Consider the following 15,059-nt stretch of genomic DNA (forward strand, 5'->3'; position numbering starts at 1 on the left):
TAGGCATTTCATATGCAGGAAGTACAATCTGTCGTAATCTATTGTAGCTGCAGATTATCCTATTACAAGTTTTTAGTTATCCTAGTATAATGGGTAACATATTAAGCCATGATTCAGGGAGGATCTCCGCGGATGAGCACGGAACCGAGATTAGAAGCCTTATCGAAATTTTTAAAAACGCAACGCGCCAAGCTGCATCCCCATACCGTAGGCCTTCCGGCAGGCTCCCGCCGGCGAACGCCCGGCCTGCGCCGCGAGGAGGTCGCCCAGCTCGCCGGGGTGAGCACGACATGGTATACCTGGCTGGAACAAGGCCGGGATATCAAGGTATCCTCCTCCGTTCTGGACGCGGTCGCCGGAGCGCTTAGACTAAACGCCGACGAACGCAAGTACCTGTTTGACTTGGCGTCCGACAGCGGCTTTCATCCCGATTGGGTTGAGAAGGAGCCGGTAATTACCCCGTCGCTCCATAAAATTTTGCAAGAGCTGAAATATTGCCCGACGATCATCTCCGACCGCCACTGCCATATCGTAGGCTGGAATCCTGCCGCTGCCCAGGTGTTTGTGGACTTCGAGCAAATCCCAGAGCAGGATCGCAACTTGATCTACCTGCTGTTCGCCAAGAAAGAACTGCGCAGCCTGGCCGTGAACTGGCCTCATTTCGTCAGGGGGTTCCTGGCTATCTTTCGCGCGTATTACGGACAATACGTTGCCGACCCTTGGTATTCACAATTTATCGACCGGATGTCACGGCAATACCCGGATTTCCAAGAGCTATGGAACCAGAGTGAGGTCAGCGCGGCTCCGGAGGTCATGATCGAATTCCGCCATGCCAAAGCCGGCAAAATGCTGTTTAATTTAACCTCACTTCAGGTTCAGGGGGATGCCGATTTGCGCTGCAGCGTGTATACCCCAATCGAAGGAACCGCAACCGAATCGAAGCTTAAGAAATTGCTAGAAGATACCTTTAAGAATGAGTATTGACAAACCGTGAAGAAATTCGTATTGTGGTTCATAGTGTGATAGTGAGAATCATTATCATAAATATGTGAACAAGGAGAATCACTCATGAAGAAGCTGTTTATTCCCCTTATTTTAGCCTTCACGGTTTTGGCTGGTGCTTGCGGCAATGAGACAGCACAGCAGAATTCTGCGGCAAACAACTCATCAGAGACCAATCAGACGAGCGGAAACGACTCCGCGGGGGCGGAGACGGCTTCCGGTACGGTTACATATCAATCGGAGAACGGTCCGATCGAAATTCCTGCCAATCCGAAGCGCATCGTGGCTCTGACGTACGCTCCAAACGTCGTGGCCCTGGGAGGATCGCTGGTTGGCGTTGATACCTGGACGATGAATAACCCGCTGTTTACCGAGAAATTAAAGGACGTCGCCGTCGTGTCCGAAGACAATCCGGAGCAAATCTTCGCTTTGGAGCCGGACCTGATCATTGCCGGATCGCATATGAAGAATCTCGATAAACTAAGCGAAATCGCTCCAACGATCATTTATACATGGGGCAAGCTGGACTATTTAGCCCAGCAAGTAGAAATCGGGAAAGTGCTCAACAAGGAGGCAGAAGCCCAAGCTTGGGTTGAAGATTTTACGAAGCGGGCCAAAGCCGTAGGCGAAGAGATCAAAGCCAAGATCGGCAAAGACGCCACCGTGTCTGTGTTTGAATATGATACGAAGAACTTCTATGTATTTGGGGACAACTGGGCCCGCGGAACGGAACTGCTGTATCAGATGATGGAGCTGAACATGCCGGAAAAAGCCAAACAAGATGCGTTGGGTCCGGGCTACTACACCTTATCAAACGAAATCATTCCCGAGTATGCTGGAGATTACATCGTACTGAGCCAGAACAAAGAAGCCCAAAACGAGTTCTTGCAATCCAATACGTGGAAAAATATCCCGGCCGTCAAGAACGGTCACGTAATCGAAATCGATACCGCAGCTTCTACCTACAGCGATCCGATTACGCTGGAGTATTTGCTGGAAATCTTTAAGGACGGATTCCTCTCGATGCCTTAAAGCTTAACTGGACCAAAATTAAAAAGGATGTGCCCCGCTGTGATGCAGAAGGGCACATCCCTTTTTTATGGGTTAAATAAACTCGATCCAGCCGATCTCCAGCCCCGGCTTGATATAATCAAACTTCAGCTCGTAATCGCCTTCCGTCAGCTCGATCCGGAGCTGCTTCTGCGTGACCCACTTGCCAAACGTACCGTTCGTCTGTACCGTGGTCAGCAGTTCTCCGTTCAGCAGCAGATTGCAGGCCGACTGCGACAGGTTCATCGCTTCGTAACGGATATGCGCTGTAACAGTGTACACCCCAGCTTCCTGAACCTTCACCACCGCAGTTCCGGCATCCGCCATAACCTTAGCGCTTTGCGAATGGGACAGCGTATATACGTCCGTTCCTTCGCCAGCAACCGGCAGATCACCTTGAACAGCCTTGATCAGGCGGACTTCGTCAACCGGTTTCGGTTCCCGCGCTAATGCAGGCGCATTCAGTAAAAATCGGCAAATGTTCATGGCACACCGTTGCAGTTCGCCAACCGTCAAGGTGCCGTTAGCCAAGGCTTCCAGCGTATTATCCCCCAGCGAATTGATTTCCGCACCATTGTTGTTAACGACCATATATAGATCGTTTTGCGCGCGTACCATAAAGGACGTGTTCTTCGCGTCGGCCGGACCGCCTTCAACGCAGTCGTTCATAACCGCCCACCAGTCCGTCATGACAATGCCCTGATATCCCCATTCATTCCGGAGAATGGTCGTATTCAGATCATAGTTGGATGCCGCCCAATGCCCGTTCACCGGGTTATAGGAAGTCATGATCGACGAGGCTTCCCCTTCCTTGACCGCCATTTCGAAGCCTTTGAGATAAATCTCGCGCAACGCCCGTTCCGAGACGACCGTATCCACTTTCGAACGCGCCTTCTCCTGGTTATTGCCGGCAAAATGCTTCACGGTTGCGGACGAACCGCCCTTCTTGATGCCCCGCGTCACCGCCGACGCAAAGCAGCCCGTCAAATAAGGGTCCTCGGAAAAATACTCGAAGTTTCGCCCATTTAACGGATGGCGATGGATGTTAATCCCCGGGCCCAGCAAGGTGTCGATTTCATTTTGCAGCAGCTCTTGGCCCTCCAGCACATATAACGACTCTACGAGGTTAACATCCCAGCTGGATGCAAGCAACGTTCCGATCGGCAGCTGAGTCGCCTTCAAGCCGCTGTCCATGCGGATGCCGGAAGGACCGTCGGCGCTACAAGCCACCGGGATTCCGTATTCTAACAAGTTCTCCCCCACCCCGCCAAAAGCGGAAGCCGTTCCAGGTGTAACCTTCGGACTGCTCATGCCTTCACCGCGTACAATCGTAGCCAGGTCCGCATCGCTCAGTTGGGCGACGAACTCCTCCAAGCTCGCTTTGCCGGCTTGAACGTCCTTTAATTTAATTCCGCGGTTCCCCGTTTGCGGATAGGCTTCCGGCAGTCTGCTTTCGATGCGTTCCTTCAGCGAAATGGTGCGCTGCGGCACTGCCTCCCGGACGATCTCATACGTCCCATCCGATTTCCGGCTTCCTGGTTTAATCCGGGAAAAACGTTCCGTAGGAGCCGCAGCTTCCTCCAACTGCTCCACAACCACCAGTTCAGCCAAATGGTAGGCGGCTTTCCCGTCCACCGTTACCCGCTCCGTATTTCGGATGCTGTTGCCTACATGAAGCTCATAATTGCCAGCTTCCAGCACGTAACAGGATTTATGCCCGGTATAGCCGCCATCGTCATAGGACGCCATCCGCCGTACCGGCAGTTGCAGGGTCAGCACATCGGTCTCGCCAGGCTGAAGCAGCTTCGTTTTCGCGAACGCTCCAAGCGCCCGGGCCGGTTTGCCCAATACGCCTTGCGGTGCTTCATAATACAACTGAATTACTTCTTTCCCGCTAAAATCCGATCCGGTATTCGTTACCGCCACTTGGACCTCCAGCCGGGCATCTGTATCCGCTCCTTCGAGCTTCACGCCTTGCACCTTCCAGGCAAAGGAGGTATAGGAGAGCCCGTATCCAAACGGAAACAGGACCTTGTCCGGACAAAACGTTTCAAAGTAACGATAACCGACATAAATATCTTCCTCATAGAGGTTCCGTTCTTCACTGCCGAAGTTGGCTGTGGACGGATAATCCTCAATGTGATAAGCGATCGTGTCCGGCAGTTTACCGCTTGGCGTGACATCCCCCGAGAGCAGGTCAGCCACGGCATGACCACCAATCATCCCGCCCTGCCATACGAACATCACTGCCCGAATCCGGCCTTGGTGGATCGGATCATTGATCCAGCTCATATCGATGACATTGGCCACATTCATCAACACAGCCACCTGATCGAAATGCCGGGTAACCGTTTCCAGATTCAGCCGCTCCTGTTCCGTTAACCGATAGCTTCCTTCGGTATCGGCGTTATCCTTATCCTCGCCGGCCGTCCGGCCGATGATGACGATCGCCTTGTTTGAAGCTTGCTTCGCTTGCGCTACGATTTCGTCGGTTAGCGGCATTTCCTTCTGGCACCAAGGCTCCGCAGCCCAACCGCCGCCGCCGTTATCAAACGGATTCTCGGAAATCCATTGCTCATATTGCTTCGCCAGCTGTTCATTCACTTGGATGCGAGGATTCGCCCGGAGTCCGTCCAAAATGCTGACGACATAAGGGACGTTCACCGCACCGCCAGAGCCTGTCCCGCTGCGATAGTAATCAATTTGGCATCTTCCGAAAACGGATACAATTTCATGCTCTCGAATCGGAAGCATAGCGTTTTCATTTTTTAGCAGGACGCCGCCTTCAGCTGCCGCGATTCTGCTATACTCGGCAAATCCTTCCAAAGGAACGCCTAACATCAATTTGCTCATCTCTCTGCTCTCTCCTATCCGTTAGTAGATCCCAACCCGGGATGCATCAATAGTAGTCCTAGCTTCTACTATACCAAAACCAACGTGAGGTTGGATAGGAAAACGTACATCTTGCCATGCAAAATTAAGCAAAAAGATTCGCATAAATAAATATTCCGAGATAAGGAATCACCCATAATAACGGCAGCAGATTCCACCAAACTGCCTGTTTGTACTTGCCCTTGGCGAAATAAGTCCAGCCCAGGATCAGCGCGAGCAGCAGACCACCAGGATAAGCCTGAAGATAAGCGAATAATGCTCGCATTCCTAGGTGAACCTCACCGGAATCATGAAAGAGATACGCGGAAATGCCAAGCACAATCAACCATGCCACGGAGAACATCGCATAAATGAGCTGCGACACAATCAGAAAGATTAAGGTTTTTCGTTTAGGAGTCATGGGGTGAAACCCGCCTTCCGTTCAGGAATCGCCTAACGTTAGTCAAACCATACTTCGGTGCTGTGCCGCAAATCAAACAGGCGTTGAATCTGTTTGGGCGTATTTCGTTCAAGCGATAAAGGCGGAAGCTCGTCACGACCGAAAAATCCGACCTCCAACGTCTCCATTCCGGCTTCCGCTTGACCTCCGACCCTCTCGCACAAAATAAATATTTTGTAGATATGGTACGCCTCCGGAGGATGATCGTGGAATTTCTTGTCCAACACCGCCAGCAACCGCACAGGAACGACGGTGAGACCGGCCTCCTCCTTCACTTCCTTAACCGCGACTTCTTTGGGCGAAAGACCGATATCGGCCCAACCTCCAGGCAATGCCCACGCCCCGTCAACCCGTTCCCGGACGAGTAGAATCCGGTCATCCTGGAACACTACGCCGCGCACATCAACCTTTGGGGTGGCATAGCCGGTTTCGCCTGCGAACAGCGTTTTAACCTTCTCCGTCTCGACTTCGGTATAACGGCTGAGAATTTCCACGCTAAGCCCACGCAACATCTCAAAGCGTTCAAGATCGTACATATCTTTGGAATAAGCCAGCCCGGCCTGACTGATGGCCTGAATTTGCTTTGCCCACTCCAGCCATTGCAGCTTCGGAATCGAGTCCGACATCCTATCGCAACCTTTCGGTAGAAGTCTAAATCCACTGCACCACCATGGCAATCATATATGCAGCAGGGAAGATGATGAGTTGTGCCGCTAATGTTCCGATAAATCTGGCGCCCATCAACATAATATAGATCCTCCCCAGCTGCTGTCGGGACTCCTCCTCATGCATCGCCCGATCGGTAATGAGCCCCAATTGCGGATCGATGAAGATCGTCAGCAGAATCGTAGCGATACCGTTAATGATGCCGGAAGCCTGCGAAGCGGTTGTACTCAGCTCCGGCACCAGATAAGCAGCATACAAGGAAGCCAACACGCCAACCGTATAGAAGGCAGTCACCGCGATATTCAGCAAAATAAACCGTTTCGGAACCCCCAGCAAACGATACGAACGGAGGCGAAGGGTTGGTTTACGAAAATGATGCCTGACGTTTTTGAGCTGGGTGATTGTCACGCTCGTTACGAGCTTGGGCAAGGACCCGGTGACCTCCAGCTTCGCGATCACACGTCCAAACAGATTCACACAAGTCGGAAACAGAAGCATCGCCAATAGAGTTCCGACAGAACCAGCGAGCAGATTGATCCGCAAGTAGTTCATGACTTGGAAATCCGGGTGCAGCTTGGAATAATCAATGAATTTGGCGGTCATCGGCGACTGAATCAGATTGGCCGTTCTGGAGACGAGCACAACAATGCCTGTCAAGGACAGCGCCACGGCAATTTTGTTCAGTTTCACACCGGCATAGCGTATAGAATACGACAGCGTCTCCGCCGCATGAATAATCATGGTTAGGACGCACACGATTACCAGATAGGTGGTCACTTTACTTCCCTCTCCAACTAACTTCCACTATTTTTCGTTGCCGTGTTTAAAATGCCCCGTGGCTTTCGCCATGATCAGTTGGACTTCTTTAGGAGTCGCCGCGCTCTGGATACGCGTGATAAACTTCTCCGCTTCTTTCCCCGAGAGTGTGGTGACCCTGCACCCATTCCAAGAAATGAACACTTTTCGGTTTTTCGTCATCTCGTAAGAAAAAATCTCTTCATCCAAACGATTGCGTTTATCTACGTTTCCCAAACCAGGGCCTCCAAATTAAAGTTAAATTTTTTTCACATACTTGGCCATCAACGTACGATAATCGAACAGAACTTCTTCTTTTTCTTCGGTATATACAAATCCATTGGATTTATAAAAGAGCGTGCCGATGTCGTTCTCACGTTCACACCAGGCGTAAATTTCTTTAATTAACGGGTTCAGACGAATCAACTCATTAAGCAATTTCTTGCCGATGCCCTTGCGCTGATGCTCTTTTAAGATATAAAGTCGAGTCAGTTCACTAACCCCTTCATCATCCGCTTCCGTTAGTTGGCCGAACCCGACGATCTCCCCTTCCCATTCCGCGACCAGAAACTTCCGCGCGGCTTGCGCTTCGTCCAGCGTAATGCTTTGCTCCAAGCTGCTTTTCGCATAGGCGTGGGTTAAATACGTGGCGATAAAATGCTCCGGATAAATCGTTTCATAGGTACTGTTCCAGGTTTCCACAGCTACCTCGCGAATGCCGTCGATGTCGTTCAGTGTTGCCGGACGGATCAGCAGTGAATCCATCAGCTTCAATCCTTTCTGTTTCGTAAATAACGGGACCCAGCTTCGGATATGGACCTATCTCCAGCCGGGTCGTATATCAAAAACGCTTCACTATAAAATTACTTCTTACAAAAACTATGATACACTGACCTCAACCGAGAAAGCTACCCCTATTCATGAAATCGCTTTCTTTATTACCAATGTAATCGGCAAAGCCTTGTCTGATGCGTTTCCAAGCTAAATTTCATCGCCAAGGAATAGACGAATGTTGTCAGTTTCACAAACCATATATATAAGAACAAAGGACTGAACTTGAAGAAAAGCTGGTTTCTAGACTTAACACAGGTATGAAGAACACGTGCTACGCTTAAGTGATGATTCCCATGAACAAAAATAGGAGGCGATCAACTTGCTGGTGAACAGCGTGAATTGGCGGGAATTAGCCTTTCATCGTATCCCGCGTATGCTCATTGATGAACATGAGCCGTTCCGTCCCATTCGGGTTGGTGTTACGGTGCTGACGGAAACCGGGCCGTCTCCTTCGTTCAAGCGAATGTTGATGGTGGACGGGGAGCGTGTCGGGAAGGGGGGGTGGCCCTTCTTGGTGAGAGAGAGTCTAGGATTTTACCCAGCGCTTCCCCAACTCATGCCCGGCCAGCACCAGGGGCACAACCAGCAGGCCTACCGGGAGGCTGAGCAGGATTTCTCCACAAGTCACTACTTTTTCCGAAAGTAAGCGGTTAAACAGCAGTAACGAATAAGGCAGCACAATAAGGACAGCAGTGACGACGCCCGGGGTGTACATTTTCAGATACAACGATTGGGCGACATGGGTAAACACATGCAAGAAGAATAACGTATTGAACGCCAGAAAGATAAAGTACCTCCCCTGCTCCGCCGCTATCAGCGTAAACGGAACAAAAACGATAAATTCCAGGAGCACGGCTACGGCGAATTGACTGCTAGTGATGTCCAGCATCTGGGTTAACGAGCGCTTCAGGCTCGCCGGGACGGCGGCCACCACCTTCTGGCGATTCCGCTTCGCCCAAGGTCCTACCCAGATAATCTCCTCCATGTCGTGAATCACAAACACCACGAGAAACAGCCAAACCAGAGACGAAAGGCTGATATGGCTCATTTGTGGCACCTCCTATTCAACAAGACTCCAACCGATTGCAATTTCGCGTTTCACCTCGTTGCCGATCTGGATCTCTTTGCTGCTAAAGGGTTTGCCCCCCATGCGAAGGTAAAAGTCAATTGATGGGTTACCCTCCAAAACCCAAGCCATCATCGATGTATTACCTTTGCTGCGCAGGTGATTGATGATATGGTTCAGCAGTTGCTGTCCTAGACCCATTCCTTGGTATTCTTTGAGAATATAGATGGAGTAAAGTTCCCCTTCATAACCTAATTCAGCTTCCCGACATTTCCCACCGTGGGCAAAGGCAACAACGCAATCTCCATCTTTGCCTACTACGATTCTATCGTCATCCTGAAGTGAGGCGAAGATGTCTAACCATAGCTTGACTCGACGTTCTTGGGTGATTGGGTCGAGAAATTCATCAGCAATTAACCCTCGGTATGTGGTTTTCCAGCTTTCAATATGAACGTGTGCAATACCTTCGATGTCCCGCTCTACCGCCTGCTCCAGCCTAACCACGGTCTATCCCCCCTTTTCATAAACCATAATCCAACTAACTCACCCCATCAAAACACCGATGATCGTCCAGACGCCGGAAGCGGCGATCAGCCACAGGGCGATGCGCTTAAACCGCTGCTCGTTGAGCTTCTTCAGCGCACGTATGCCAACGAATACGCCAACCAGCATACTGGGCACGAACCACGCCGTATAATGAAGTGTCTCCGGGGTCAGCAATCCCCCATACAGATAGGTTAAGATCGTCACAATGTTCAGGAAAATGCCGTACACCGAAATATTGGCCCGAAACGTCTCCTTGCCTACGCCCTGATTGGATAAAAACAAAGCAACCGGCGGGCCGCTCATCGAGATGCTGCCGTTCAGCAGCCCGCTCGCTGCACCGACGGGCAGGTAGGCCAATCGGTCCCGCTTGATCGGAAACGTCTTGCCTGCCAGCTGCAGTGCAGCTACAAGGACGATGACTACACCCGTTGCCAGCTTTAAGATGTCCGCACTCAGAAACAGCAAGAGATACGTCCCCAGCGGAGCCGCCAGCAGACTGGAGAGGATCAGGAGCCATATCTTGCGAATATCAGCGTGTTTGTAGCAACCGGCAAATACGATCCCATTGGTGCAAAGACTCAATATCACGACGATGGGTACGGTTTGCTGCAGCGGGATGATCTGACCCAGAATCGGCGTCGCAATCAGCGCAAATCCAAAGCTCGTCAGCCCTTGGGTAAATCCAGCAACAAAGATAACGATGACTCCAAGCAAGATAAGAACGGACAACTCCATGATCCCAGGCTCCTTTTGGGGTAAAAAACTTCCACTAGTTATGCTTCGTCTACTTTACCACCATCGACCATTTCTTTCTATGCTCCATCTCTGGATTCGGTCGAATCACTCCCCAAAAAAAGACCTCCCCCGAAAAGAATCGGAGCAGGTCTTGGATCATAAGCGGCCTATGCTGTTAATTTTTCTTTTTCGTCACGGTCGTCGAGTCCGATGCTTCATCCGCCGTCTCCCGAACATCGCGATTACCGGTGATCTCCTCGGCCGCTTCCATCAGCGGCGCAGGAATCGGGCGTTGACCGGACGCAGCCGGTACTCGATTCCGTCTCTCTTTCACCCAGTAGATCCCGGCGAGCAGCGCAGTTAATCCTAATCCAACCACCAAACCAGTTCCTTGTCCGGAAATAAAGGGCATGCTCACAATGATAGCGACCATGCCGATAAGACCAACCCAGGACGTATACGGGAAACCCGGAAGCTGACATGCAGCTTCCGGAGAGCAAGGCGTTACACGCCGCCAGCGATAGTGGGAGGCCAAAATGATAAAGTAGGAGAACAACAGCGAAAATCCGCCGCAGCTGACTAGAAAGAGGTACACCTGCTGAGGCAGCAGGTACCCCATCGCCAAGCCGAGCAGCATGGCGGCTCCCGAGAACAGGATGCCCTTGTACGGGATATCATGTCGGTCTTTAAGCCATGCGGGGGCGTGGCCTTCCGCGGCCAGCGAACGCAGCATCCGGGCAAGCCCAAACGTCGAAGCCAGCATGGTGGACAGAATCGCCGTAATCATCACGATATTAATCAGTGTCCCGGCCCATCCCATTCCCCAGCGGGTTAAGGCTAAAACTAACGGGCTTTGGTCCGCAACCATTCCTTGTGTCGGATACAACATCAGAATCACGGCGATCGCGGCGATATAGAGGGCGAGCAAACTGATCAGGGTCATATTAATCGCCCGGGGAATTGTCTTTTTCGGGTTCTCCACCTCGGAAGCGGCTAAGCCGATCACCTCAAATCCCGAATAGCTGAACATCACGATAAGCATACTGCCTGCAATCCCTGCAATCCCGCCGGGAAACCACGCTTCGCTTCGCAGCTCGCCTAACCCAGCGGCCGGAGTCCCCGGAATCCAGCCCGCAATCAAGGCCAGGCCAATGACGATGAACCCGACGATGGCCAGCAGCTTCACCGCCGCCAGACCGCTCTCAAGCTTGCTCAGATAATCGGCCCCAAGCAAATTAAGCAGCGTGATCCCCACGATGATGAGCATGCCCATCGCGACCTCCGGAAAGTTCGGAAACCATTCCCTGAGAAAGGTGGACGCCGCGATCGATTCACTGGACATCGCCAGAATCAAGCCCACCCAATATACCCAACCGGTAATAAAGCCAATCCCGCGGCCAAAGCTCCGCTCCGCATACGTCCGGAACGAGCCCGGCACCGGGTCAGCCGCCGTCATTTCCGAGAGGGCATAGAGAATGATGTATACCAGCAATCCGCCCAGAATAAACGATATCAAAATGCTGGGACCCGCTGCTTTAATCGCCACGCTGGAACCGAGAAAAAACGAACCTCCGACAATCGTCCCCAGCCCCAGCATCGTTAAGTGAAACGTCGAGATTCCTTTTTCGCCAGCCTTGCCATTGCCCATAAGCCAAGCCTCCCTCAAGCTCTTAGTAAACTATAGGGAGTATTGGCGAAAATTAACGAAATTATGTTGTATAACCTTATGTCAGGACTACAAAGCGGCTTCTTCCCGCCATCGCTCCGCTTGTTCCCGAATCATCAAGACGAATTGCTCCAACGCAGGGGATCGCCACTTCTTCCGGTGTAATGCCAACTGCGTCGCCACCCGCTGCGATTCGTCATTCCAATTCAGCTTCACCAGCTTGCCTTCCGCAAGCTCACTGCGCACGGTGACCAGCGGTAAGAAGGAGACTCCCAGCCCGGACATCACGCACTGTTTGATCGCTTCGATGCTCCAGAACTCCAAATTCGGGTCGGGAAAAACACCGTGGCTGTTCAAGTAACGCTCAAATAAAGTTCGATAAGAGCAGCCGCTTTCGGTGTGCAGGATCGTCTGATCCTTCAGTTGATCCGGAACAACCTCTGCCTCATGGCTTAACGGATGGTCGGCCGGAGCAACCAACGCCATCGGTTCATGAACAAGCGTTTCGATCTGCAAATCCCGATCTTCCACCTCCGGTTGCAGCAGGAAGGCCACGTCCAGTTCCCCCGAACGCACCAAATCCCTTAATTCCCAGCATTGACCGGGCTTAAGCACGATCTGCACCAGGGGGTAACGTTGCCGGTAATGACGAATCACCTCCGGCAATCGGAACGCGGCTAGGGATTCCGGTGCGCCGATTTTAAGAGATCCTGCCATTTCGGCCGCGGGGTGCAGCGCATTTTTGGCCATTTCGTGGATTTTGGCGATCTCCTGCGCGTAAGGAAGCAGCCGCCGCCCCGCATCGGTCAAGACGATTTTTCTGCCGATTCGATCGAACAACGGCAAGCCGATTTCTGCCTCCAAAGCCTGAATCTGCGCCGTCACACTGGACTGCGCATAATCCAGCTGCTGGGCAGCCCGGGTAAAGCTGCCGGCCTCAACCACCACCAAAAACGTAAACAAATGACGCGATTCCATACGTTCATCCTCTCCCATCGAAAATTCGAATGGATTAAATTCGATAATTCTGTTTTTCCTATGGATCTATTATCTGATACGCTGGAAAAAAACACAACGAAAGCAGGAATCGCTTCATGAAACAAACAAGCAGCAAACTCCAAAAAGGAATTGGCCTGCCGCAGGCTATCGCTTTATACATCGGCGCTGTACTGGGCTCTGGTGTGCTCATCGTACCGGGCCTGGCGGCGGAGATGGCCGGACCGGCCTCCCTGCTCGCATGGGGATTCATGACATTGCTAATCTTACCGATGGCATTGTCGATGGGCCTCCTGTCAGCCAAATATCCAAATGCCGGGGGCGTGTCTCACTTCGTCACATTGGCTTATGGAGATAAGGCGGGGACACTGGTCGGCTGGTTTTTCCTCATGTCGGTGCCGATTGGTGCCCCGGTCGCCGCATTAACCGGTGCCGGGTATTTAACCGCTGCGCTGGGTTGGGGAGAAGGAGCCAAGCTGGCCGTTGCTGCGGCGATGCTGGCTGCCGGCCTGTTGATGAACTGGATCGGCATGCAGCTTGCCGGCAAAATCCAGATCGCGGTCGTCATCGCCATCGCCGCTGTATTAATCTTTGCTTTCGGAGCCGCGCTGCCAAGGATGGAAAGCAACCATTTCACCCCGTTTATGCCAAATGGTTGGCTCAGCGTGGGTCAGGCGGCTTCCATGCTGTTCTGGTGCTTTATTGGCTGGGAGGCGGTATCGCACTTGTCCGAGGAGTTTAAGGATCCGCAAAAAGCGGCGATCAAAGGAGTGACCGCCGCTGCGATTATCGTAGGGATCTTATATTTTCTATCTGCGCTGGCCACGGTTGGCACGCAAAGCTACCTGAAAGGCGGCTCGGAGTCTTCGATGGTCTGGATCATCAGCCAGCCGCTGGGCTCCTGGGGCGGCATTGTCGCGGGGGTCACCGGGTTGTTCATTTGCATGGCCGGAATCATCGCTTATACCGGAGCCGCTGCTCGGGTGGCTTACGCGATGTCCCGCGAAGGAAACGCCCCGAAATGGTGGAACTCGTTGTCTCCTCGGTTTCATACTCCAACGGGTTCGCTCTTGTTTCTGATGTTCTGCTTTACGGCAGTCATGCTGCTTTACGGTACCGGGACGGTCTCTCTAAGCACGCTGATCCAGTTTCCGAACGCGACTTTTATTCTGACGTACATGGGCGGCTGCGCTGCGGGAATTCGTCTCCTCAAAGGCAGCCGAACCGGCGTTGTTCTCAGCTGGATTTCGTTTGCGGCTACAGCCGTCGTATTTCCGTTCACCGGTTGGGCCATGCTCTACCCGCTACTTATTGCGCTGCTGTTTCTCGTGATCCAGCTGCGCTTCAGCCGGCGGAAGGCAACTTCACTGGATGCCTAATTTGAGACGGTCGGGACGAGGCTGCGGCAGGACAGCATCCTGTCTGTCCATCGCAGCCTTGCTCATATCCGCCCCTCATCGAAATAGGTGACTTCCACCCCTTTTGCCACGATGGAGCTAATCCCTTTCGGATAATATGGCATCAGTTCGTCCGCGCGCTCCACGTCGACCCATGCGATGTCCAAAATCTCGTCCGGACGGGTGATCTCAAGCTCGCCACCCGTAATTTCCGCCCGGAACGTCAGCAGGATGACATGCTCCTCGTTGTCCATATGTACGAATTCATTGACGGCCACGATCCCGTGCACCTCGACATCCAGCCCTGTCTCCTCTTTCCCTTCGCGGATCGCCGCCATCTGCAGCGTTTCGCCAGGCTCAACCGCCCCTCCAGGCAGCGTCCAGGCTTCATTTTCATTTTGCACCATGAGCACCTTGGTTCTCGTCTCATCGGGAATTAACAGATATACGACATCCGTTCGTTTCATCGTTAGCCTCCAAATAATAAGTCCAATATCGTCGAAAATTTACCCGATGGCTGTCCCCGAAGCACATCCGGATCGTAGATTTCCACATGACCGCAGTTCAGGCAGGAGACGAATAAATAATGGTTATGCTGAATGTCCATCAGTTTACTTAAGCCGGTACCGGTCATGGCCACTTCTTTCACCGCAGCTTCCTGGTTTCCACACTTGCTGCATTTGAACCGACGCTTCAGCACCTCTTCCAAATCGAAGTAATCCCCAACCCGAGGAGGGTCAACAGGATCGCCCGATACCGGTCCGGGGAATCCTTCCAGATGCTCAGGCAGCACCTCATGTTTGCATTCAGGACAGACGTCACCAACCAATATGACCTGTTCTCCGCACCAAGGACACTGAATCATGCTTTCGCCTCCTCGTATAGTATCTTTAAAAAGCTCTTTTAGGTTCATTTCCATCCCCCCGGGGGATGGAAAACAGCCTCCAAATTTTCAGCTTGTTCTTTGAAAATTCT

16 protein-coding genes are annotated in these 15,059 nt (G+C 52.2%); 3 read left to right on the forward strand and 13 right to left on the reverse strand.

The window, feature by feature from the left end; genetic code table 11:
• The first annotated feature begins 132 nt into the window (after nt 1-132).
• Entirely contained in the window at nt 133-984 is an 852-nt protein-coding gene (locus M3G15_RS19860) for a helix-turn-helix transcriptional regulator (RefSeq protein WP_260071862.1), read from the forward strand.
• A gap of 84 nt (nt 985-1,068) precedes the next feature.
• Nucleotides 1,069-2,034: an iron-hydroxamate ABC transporter substrate-binding protein gene (locus tag M3G15_RS19865; RefSeq protein WP_009222924.1), complete on the forward strand. Its 966-nt coding sequence runs from the start codon at nt 1,069-1,071 to the stop codon at nt 2,032-2,034.
• Nucleotides 2,035-2,106: 72 nt separating this feature from the next.
• Here the strand turns inward: M3G15_RS19865 and M3G15_RS19870 are convergent, their stop codons facing one another.
• The 11 genes from M3G15_RS19870 to M3G15_RS19920 form a co-directional block, all read right to left on the reverse strand.
• The gene (locus tag M3G15_RS19870; RefSeq protein WP_009222923.1) at nt 2,107-4,905 is read right to left on the reverse strand and encodes a glycoside hydrolase family 3 protein; all 2,799 of its coding nucleotides are present in this window, start codon (nt 4,903-4,905) and stop codon (nt 2,107-2,109) included.
• A gap of 124 nt (nt 4,906-5,029) precedes the next feature.
• The gene (locus M3G15_RS19875) at nt 5,030-5,344 is read right to left on the reverse strand and encodes a hypothetical protein (RefSeq protein WP_009222922.1); all 315 of its coding nucleotides are present in this window, start codon (nt 5,342-5,344) and stop codon (nt 5,030-5,032) included.
• A 38-nt stretch (nt 5,345-5,382) separates the two neighbouring features.
• Nucleotides 5,383-6,009 carry an NUDIX hydrolase gene (locus tag M3G15_RS19880; RefSeq protein WP_009222921.1) on the reverse strand — a complete coding sequence of 209 codons (627 nt, stop codon included), beginning with the start codon at nt 6,007-6,009 and terminating at the stop codon, nt 5,383-5,385.
• Nucleotides 6,010-6,034: 25 nt separating this feature from the next.
• Nucleotides 6,035-6,826, reverse strand: a complete 792-nt coding sequence (locus tag M3G15_RS19885; protein WP_260071863.1) for a lipid II flippase Amj family protein — start codon at nt 6,824-6,826, stop codon at nt 6,035-6,037.
• Nucleotides 6,827-6,853: 27 nt separating this feature from the next.
• Complete coding sequence (locus M3G15_RS19890) at nt 6,854-7,081, reverse strand: hypothetical protein (RefSeq protein ID WP_009222919.1); 228 nt, start codon at nt 7,079-7,081, stop codon at nt 6,854-6,856.
• 21 nt (nt 7,082-7,102) lie between these two features.
• Nucleotides 7,103-7,609 carry a GNAT family N-acetyltransferase gene (locus M3G15_RS19895; RefSeq protein ID WP_009222918.1) on the reverse strand — a complete coding sequence of 169 codons (507 nt, stop codon included), beginning with the start codon at nt 7,607-7,609 and terminating at the stop codon, nt 7,103-7,105.
• Between the two features lie 595 nt (nt 7,610-8,204).
• Entirely contained in the window at nt 8,205-8,726 is a 522-nt protein-coding gene (locus tag M3G15_RS19900) for an HXXEE domain-containing protein (protein ID WP_260071864.1), read from the reverse strand.
• Nucleotides 8,727-8,738: 12 nt separating this feature from the next.
• Nucleotides 8,739-9,248, reverse strand: coding sequence for a GNAT family N-acetyltransferase (locus M3G15_RS19905; RefSeq protein WP_260071865.1), 510 nt, complete (start codon nt 9,246-9,248; stop codon nt 8,739-8,741).
• Between the two features lie 39 nt (nt 9,249-9,287).
• Nucleotides 9,288-10,025 (reverse strand): sulfite exporter TauE/SafE family protein, encoded by a 738-nt coding sequence (locus tag M3G15_RS19910; RefSeq protein WP_009222915.1) that lies wholly within the window; start codon nt 10,023-10,025, stop codon nt 9,288-9,290.
• 175 nt (nt 10,026-10,200) lie between these two features.
• The gene (locus tag M3G15_RS19915; RefSeq protein ID WP_009222914.1) at nt 10,201-11,673 is read right to left on the reverse strand and encodes an amino acid permease; all 1,473 of its coding nucleotides are present in this window, start codon (nt 11,671-11,673) and stop codon (nt 10,201-10,203) included.
• Nucleotides 11,674-11,760: 87 nt separating this feature from the next.
• Nucleotides 11,761-12,669, reverse strand: a complete 909-nt coding sequence (locus tag M3G15_RS19920; protein ID WP_260071866.1) for a LysR family transcriptional regulator — start codon at nt 12,667-12,669, stop codon at nt 11,761-11,763.
• Between the two features lie 116 nt (nt 12,670-12,785).
• Between M3G15_RS19920 and M3G15_RS19925 the strand changes: the two genes are divergently transcribed.
• Nucleotides 12,786-14,066: an APC family permease gene (locus tag M3G15_RS19925; protein ID WP_009222912.1), complete on the forward strand. Its 1,281-nt coding sequence runs from the start codon at nt 12,786-12,788 to the stop codon at nt 14,064-14,066.
• 62 nt (nt 14,067-14,128) lie between these two features.
• Here the strand turns inward: M3G15_RS19925 and M3G15_RS19930 are convergent, their stop codons facing one another.
• Both M3G15_RS19930 and M3G15_RS21560 read right to left on the reverse strand, forming a co-directional pair.
• Nucleotides 14,129-14,551, reverse strand: a complete 423-nt coding sequence (locus M3G15_RS19930; RefSeq protein ID WP_009222911.1) for an NUDIX hydrolase — start codon at nt 14,549-14,551, stop codon at nt 14,129-14,131.
• 2 nt (nt 14,552-14,553) lie between these two features.
• Nucleotides 14,554-14,949, reverse strand: a complete 396-nt coding sequence (locus M3G15_RS21560) for a zinc ribbon domain-containing protein (RefSeq protein ID WP_083791395.1) — start codon at nt 14,947-14,949, stop codon at nt 14,554-14,556.
• Nucleotides 14,950-15,059: the final 110 nt, after the last annotated feature.

It is taken from the genome of Paenibacillus sp. p3-SID1389, assembly GCF_025151705.1.
GTDB lineage: Bacteria > Bacillota > Bacilli > Paenibacillales > Paenibacillaceae > Fontibacillus > Fontibacillus phoenicis.